Source organism: Pseudorhodoplanes sp. (genome assembly GCF_035565795.1).
In the GTDB taxonomy this organism is placed as follows: domain Bacteria; phylum Pseudomonadota; class Alphaproteobacteria; order Rhizobiales; family Xanthobacteraceae; genus Pseudorhodoplanes.
Genome location: NZ_DATMRV010000220.1, coordinates 1 through 4,903 on the forward strand (window position 1 = coordinate 1; position 4,903 = coordinate 4,903).

5 protein-coding genes are annotated in these 4,903 nt (G+C 62.7%); 4 read left to right on the top strand and 1 reads right to left on the bottom strand.

The window, feature by feature from the left end; translation table 11 throughout:
• A partial coding sequence (locus VNZ93_RS19580; RefSeq protein ID WP_325709066.1) for a tetratricopeptide repeat protein occupies positions 1-605 on the bottom strand: 605 nt, incomplete at its 3' end.
• Positions 606-798: 193 nt separating this feature from the next.
• Between VNZ93_RS19580 and VNZ93_RS19585 the strand changes: the two genes are divergently transcribed.
• The 4 genes from VNZ93_RS19585 to VNZ93_RS19600 all read left to right on the top strand — a co-directional run.
• Positions 799-2,649: a M3 family oligoendopeptidase gene (locus VNZ93_RS19585; RefSeq protein ID WP_325709070.1), complete on the top strand. Its 1,851-nt coding sequence runs from the start codon at positions 799-801 to the stop codon at positions 2,647-2,649.
• Between the two features lie 26 nt (positions 2,650-2,675).
• Positions 2,676-3,551 carry a 3-keto-5-aminohexanoate cleavage protein gene (locus VNZ93_RS19590; RefSeq protein ID WP_325709073.1) on the top strand — a complete coding sequence of 292 codons (876 nt, stop codon included), beginning with the start codon at positions 2,676-2,678 and terminating at the stop codon, positions 3,549-3,551.
• Positions 3,552-3,640: 89 nt separating this feature from the next.
• The gene (locus VNZ93_RS19595; protein WP_325709076.1) at positions 3,641-4,423 is read left to right on the top strand and encodes a 3-hydroxybutyrate dehydrogenase; all 783 of its coding nucleotides are present in this window, start codon (positions 3,641-3,643) and stop codon (positions 4,421-4,423) included.
• A gap of 53 nt (positions 4,424-4,476) precedes the next feature.
• On the top strand, positions 4,477-4,903 hold a 427-nt coding region (locus tag VNZ93_RS19600), incomplete at its 3' end, for an AarF/UbiB family protein (RefSeq protein ID WP_325709079.1).

Below are 4,903 nucleotides of genomic sequence, written 5' to 3' on the forward strand. Positions count from 1 at the left end.
TCGTGGCGTACCATGCCGATATTGAGATGCGCGATCGCGAGGCCGGGTTGCAGGGTTACCGCCCGCTGCCAGATTGCGGCGGCATCTTCGGCGCGATCCATCGCCCGCAGCACACGGCCGAGATTGTTCATGATCGCGGCGTTGGCCGGCTGGAGGTCGAGAGCACGGCGCAGGCTCTTCTCGGCGCTGTCGAGTTGGCCCGACCGGGCGTAGGCGTTGCCGATCTCGAAATGCGCCTCGGCATATTGCGGCTTCAACGCAATCGCCTTCGACAAGGGTTCGATCGCGTCCGTCATGCGACCGGCGGCGACGAGCGCCGAGCCGAGGTTGTAATGGTAATCCGGGTTACGCGGCTCGATCGCGATCGCCTGCCGCATGAGAGAGACCGCCTCGTCCGTTCGGCCGGACTGATGCATGAGGGCACCGAGGAGATGCAGCGCGGCCGCGTTGCGCGGCTCGACCGCAAGCACGTCCCGGTAGAGGCGCTCGGCTTCGGACCGGTATCCCGTCTGATGGGCGCGGAAGGCCTGCGCGAGGGTCGCAGCCATCGGGGTCATGGCCGGGCCGCCCCGCTTCTGCGCTGCGCGCCGTTCCTTACGATTCATTGACAACGTCCTTCTGAAGGCTCGGGCCGAAATGGCGGTATGCCCCAGCCGCATGGCGGGCGGAAACTACGCGACCGCGGCGGCTATTTGAAGCGTTCTGGTCCTGCCCAGCGGCGCTGCGGGCGTGGTTGCGGAAGACGCACCGAGTCGCGATATGATGTCGGTTGAGGAAACAGGGTGATTTCAGACATTCATGGCCACCGAACCAGCCGCCGCCAAGTCCACGAAGCCGCCGAAGGAAGGCGCCGAAGCGTCGGACCTCGGCGCCCTCCCGGAATGGAATCTCGCCGATCTTTATCGCTCGATCGACGCACCCGAATTCAAGCGCGATCTCGACCGCGCGGAAGCTGAATGCGTCGCCTTCGAGAAGGCCTACAAGGGCCGGCTCGCGGAACTCGCCACCGGCCCACACGCGGGTCAGTCCCTCGCGGAGCCCGTGCGGCGCTACGAGGCGATCGAGGATCTGCTTGGACGGCTCGGCTCTTTTGCCGGTCTGACGTATTACGGTAACACCACCGATCCCACCATCGCGAAATTCTATGGCGATGTGCAGGAGCGCATCACGGCAATCTACCTGCACCTGCTGTTCTTCACACTCGAGCTCAACCGCATTGATGACGCGCAAATCGAACAGGCCATGACGGATCCGGCGCTCGGCCATTACCGGCCGTGGATTGAGGATTTGCGCAAGGAGAAGCCATATCAACTCGAAGACCGCATCGAGCAGCTCTTCCAGGAAAAATCGGTCTCCGGTTCTTCGGCGTGGAACCGCTTGTTTGACGAGACGATCGCCGGTCTCCGATTCAAGGTCAATGGGCAGGAGCTCGCGATCGAGCCAACGCTGACCTTGCTGCAGGATACCGACGAGAAGAAGCGCAAGGCCGCGGCGGAAGCCCTCGCAACGACCTTCGCGGCGAATATCCGCATTTTTTCGCGCATCACCAATACGCTCGCCAAGGACAAGGATATCTCGGATCGCTGGCGCGGTTTCGCCGACGTGGCTGATGCGCGGCACTTGTCGAACCGCGTCGAGCGCGAAGTCGTCGACGCGCTGGTGTCGTCGGTGCAGGCTGCCTATCCGAAACTGTCTCACCGCTATTACGCGCTGAAGGCGAAGTGGTTCGGCAAGGATCGGCTGCCGCATTGGGATCGCAACGCGCCCCTGCCGGAAGTGAAGATGCGCACGATCGCCTGGCCCGAGGCGCGTGCAACCGTTCTCGAAGCCTATGGCGCTTTCTCGCCGATGATGGCGAAGATCGCGGAGCGTTTCTTCGACGATCGCTGGATCGATGCGCCGGTGCGGCCGGGCAAGGCGCCAGGCGCCTTCGCGCATCCGACGGTGCCGTCCGCGCATCCGTATGTGTTGCTGAACTATCAGGGCAAACCCCGCGATGTGATGACGCTCGCGCATGAACTCGGGCACGGCGTCCACCAGGTGCTGGCGGCGCCGAACGGTCCCCTGATGGCGCCGACGCCGCTGACGCTCGCGGAGACGGCCAGCGTGTTCGGCGAGATGCTGACTTTCAAGAAGCTGCTCGCTGCGACCGACGATCCGGTCCAGCGCAAGGCCATGCTCGCTTCCAAATGCGAGGACATGATCAATACGGTGGTGCGACAGATCGCATTCTACACGTTCGAGCGGCGCATCCACACCGAGCGCAAGAACGGCGAGCTCACTGCGGATCGCATTGGCGAAATCTGGATGCAGGTGCAGACCGAGAGTCTTGGTCCTGCCATCGAGCTGATGCCCGGCTACGAAGTGTTCTGGAGTTATATCCCGCACTTCATCCATTCGCCCTTCTACGTCTATGCGTACGCGTTCGGCGACTGCCTGGTGAACTCGCTCTACGCAGTCTACGAGAAGGCGGAGGCGGGCTTTGCAGAACGCTATCTCGACATGCTGAGAGCCGGCGGCACGAAGCATCATTCTGAATTGCTCAAGCCGTTCGGACTCGATGCGCGCGATCCGCATTTCTGGCAGGGCGGTCTCGGCGTGATCGAGCGCCTGATCGGCGAACTGGAAGCGTTGGACCGGGCGGCCTAACGCGGATCGGCTCCAGGGAGGGCGGTGTGCGGCGGGTCTGGCTCGAGGCTGCACTCAACGGTCCCTGGACACGTTCGCGCCAGCCGCGCATTCCTGTCACGGTCGACGAGATTGTGGCCGACGGCGTGGCCTGTGCAAAGGCAGGCGCTTCAATCATCCATCTGCATGCCTATGACGAAAGCTCCGGTCGTCAGAAGGACGACTGGCAGATTTATGCGCGGATCATCGAAGGCATTCGCGCGCATTGTGATGCGATCGTTTATCCGACCATCCCGATCGCGGGTTCGGGATTCGCCGGCGATCTGACCAGCGCTGCCGCCCGCTATGCGCATCTTGTCGAACTTGCGAAGCGCGGGCTTGTCGAATGGGCGGTGGTCGATCCGGGCTCCGTGAACTTTGCGATGTTCGATGACATTGCGCGCGATGAGACCGGCTTCGTCTATCAGAATCCCGGCGATCATATTCTGGAAGGCTTGCGCATTTGCGCCGAACATCATGTGCGGCCGAGTTATGCGATCTACGAGCCGGGCTTCACCAGACTCGGCGCTGCGATGGCGGCACGCTTTCCCACGCTGCCAGCGCCGGTCTACCGCTTCATGTTCTCCGATCAGTTCGCGTTCGGCTTCCCGCCGGCGCTCCATCATCTTGATGCACACGTGGCATTGTTGAATGAAGCCGCTCCGAACTCGCCGTGGATGGTCGCCGGCCTCGGTGTCGATATCCGCGGGCTGATTGCGGGCGCGGTGGCGCGCGGCGGACATGTGCGGGTCGGGCTTGAGGACGCGCCGCTGGGAGCCGAGGTTTCCAATGTCGCGCTTGTGGAGGAGGCGGCGAATTTGATCGCGGAGGCTGGTGGTGCAATGTCGCCTCCTCACGAGCTGAGGCAACAGCCCAAATTCTAGCATTATACTGACGTAGAGATGCTTTCTCCCGAGAAGCGTGACATCCCTTCGTCATCAGAATTCATGCGCGTCCCACGGAGTTTATTCCAATGCTCAAAGGAAAAGTCGCGGTCGTCACCGGGTCGACCTCCGGTATCGGACTTGGCATCGCTCGTTCGCTCGCGGGTGCCGGCGCGGACATCGTCATGAACGGTTTCGGCGATGCCGCGGAAATCGAAAAACTGCGCTCGGGGATCGAAAGCGAATTCAAGGTGCGCGCAGCCTTTATCGCAGCCGATATGTCGAAGCCGGCCGAAATCGAGGCGCTGGCCAAGGACGCGACTGCGAAAATGGGTCGTATCGACATTGTCGTGAACAATGCCGGGATCCAGCATGTCGCTCCAATCCAGAACTTCCCGCCCGAGAAGTGGGACGCGGTGATCGCGATCAATCTGTCATCCGCCTTCCATCTCGTTCGTGTAACTTTGCCTCAGATGCTCGAGCGAAACTGGGGCCGCATCATCAACATCGCGAGCGCGCACGGACTCGTGGCCAGCGTGGACAAGGTGGCCTATGTCGCGGCGAAGCACGGCCTCGTAGGCCTCACCAAGGTCGTGGCGCTGGAAACAGCGCGGACCGGCGTAACCTGCAACGCGATCTGTCCCGGCTGGGTGCTGACACCGCTGGTGCAAAAGCAGATCGATGACCGCGCCAAGCTTGAGGGAATTCCTATGAACAAGGCAAAGCTCGAGCTCCTCGGGGAGAAACAGCCGTCTCTGGAATTCGTCACGCCGGAGCAACTGGGCGGGCTCGCAGTCTTTCTGTGTTCGCCGGCGGCCGATCAGATCCGCGGGCAGTCGATCGCGGCGGACGGCGGCTGGACCGCGCAATAGGCGACAGCCGTTTTGTTCCGCAGCCGCTCCGGCACTGGCGCGCGCGGCTACGAATGCCTAGCTTTGTCGGGATGTCGGATTCCGAAGCCAATCGTTTTTCTGCACGTGCCCGCCGCTATGCCCGCGTCGGAACCGATGTCGGCGGCGTCGCCGCGCGGATCGCGGGCGCGCGCCTCTTCGGCCTCGATCTCGACCGCGGCAAGAATGCAATGCAACTCGCCGCAGCACTCGGCGGGCTGAAGGGCCCGATCATGAAGGTGGCGCAGTTGCTGTCCACTATCCCTGATGCGCTTCCTGCAGAATATGCCGCGGAACTCGCGAAGCTACAGAACGAAGCGCCGCCGATGGGCTGGGCCTTCGTCAAGCGACGGATGATCGCCGAGCTAGGCGTCGACTGGCAGGCGAAATTCGCAAGCTTCGAGCACAAGCCCGCCGCCGCTGCATCGCTAGGCCAGGTCCACAAGGCGCTTGCGCATGACG

Excerpts from the sequence above, each read along its gene's own strand:
- VNZ93_RS19585 (WP_325709070.1), top strand. The coding sequence starts at position 799 with ATGGCCACCGAACCAGCCGCCGCCAAGTCCACGAAGCCGCCGAAGGAA.
- VNZ93_RS19595 (WP_325709076.1), top strand. The coding sequence starts at position 3,641 with ATGCTCAAAGGAAAAGTCGCGGTCGTCACCGGGTCGACCTCCGGTATC.